Genomic DNA, 1,543 nt, shown 5'->3' on the forward strand with positions numbered 1-1,543 from the left:
CTCACCTACAACGGCACCAGCGGCTACTACCGCTACCGCATCCACGCCTACACCGGCAACGGCACCTACACCCTCGCCTACAACACCCCCTGACCACAGCCTCCCCCCGGCGCGTCTCCAGCGCCGGTGGGTGAGGGCTGTCGAAGGGCGCACCCGATCCCCCGCCTCGGACGCGCTCGGATCAACAACCCCCCGCGGCGGGGCCCTGAAAGGAGAACCGCATGCACAAGCATGCACGGCGCCGGCGTTACGGCCGCGCCGGCGTGGCCGCAGCCGCGGCCACGCTGGCGATGGCCCTGACACCGTCCGTTGCCGGCGCCGCCCCGCGGACGGGCGAGATCCGCGCTGCGGGCGGCCCGACGGCGATCGCCGGCTCGTACATCGTCGTCTTCAAGCCCGACGCGGTCACGACCTCCGATGTCGGGAGCCGGGCGGCGAGCCTGGCCGCCGAGCACGGCGCCAAGGTCAAGCGCACCTACCGCACCGCGCTGCGCGGCTTCGCCGCCGCCATGAACGAGACCGAGGCCCGGCGGCTGGCCGCCAACCCCGCGGTCGCCTACGTGGAGCAAGACCACACCGTCCGGCTGGAAGGCACCCAATCGCCGACCCCGTCGTGGGGACTGGACCGAGTAGACCAGCGGGCGCTGCCGCTGAACGACTCCTACAGCTACCCCGACAACGGAGCCGGCGTCCGGGCGTACGTGCTGGACACCGGTGTGCGGGCCACGCACTCCGACTTCGGAGGCCGGGCGGTGTCCGGGCGCGACTTCGTGGACAACGACAACGACACGAATGACTGCAACGGGCACGGGACGCACGTGGCGGGCACCATCGCGGGCAACGCCTACGGAATCGCCAAGGGCGCGACGATCGTCGGTGTGCGGATCATGAACTGCGGCGGGAGCGGGGCGTGGAACACCGTGATCGCGGGCATCGACTGGGTCACCGCCGACCACGATGCCGGTGAGATGGCCGTGGCGAACATGAGCATCGGCGGCGGCACCATGCAGTCGGTCAACGACGCGGTCACCGCCGCGATCAACGACGGGGTCAGCTTCGCGGTGGCCGCGGGCAACGAGAACTCCAACGCGTGCGGGACGTCCCCGGCCAGCACCCCCGACGCGATCACCATCGGGGCCACCGACAAGACCGACCGGCGCGCGAGCTTCTCCAACTACGGGGACTGCCTGGACCTGTTCGCCCCCGGTGTCGGGATCACCTCGGCCTGGTACACCGGCGATACCGCCACCAACACGATCAGCGGCACCTCCATGGCCTCCCCGCACGCGGCCGGCGTCGCCGCGCTGATCACGGCGGCGAACCCGTCGTTCACGCCGCGGCAGGTGCGGGACAAGATGGTCGCCGACGCCACGTCCGGCGTCGTCACCGACCCGCGCACCGGCTCTCCGAACAAGCTGCTCTACGTCGAGAACGAGGCCCCCGCGGAGAACGACTTCTCGGTGTCGGTGTCGCCGGCGGCCGGGGACACCGACCCGGGCGGCTCGGTGTCGGCGACAGTGGCGACCGCGACGGTGAAGGGCCA

1 protein-coding gene is annotated in these 1,543 nt (G+C 71.6%); it reads left to right on the plus strand.

Going from position 1 to position 1,543, the window contains the following annotated elements:
- Positions 1-221: 221 nt before the first annotated feature.
- The coding region (locus AB0C21_RS43300) for a S8 family peptidase (protein ID WP_500212343.1) at positions 222-1,543 on the plus strand (1,322 nt) is incomplete at its 3' end.

The organism is Spirillospora sp. NPDC049024, from assembly GCF_040649235.1.
GTDB lineage: Bacteria > Actinomycetota > Actinomycetes > Streptosporangiales > Streptosporangiaceae > Spirillospora.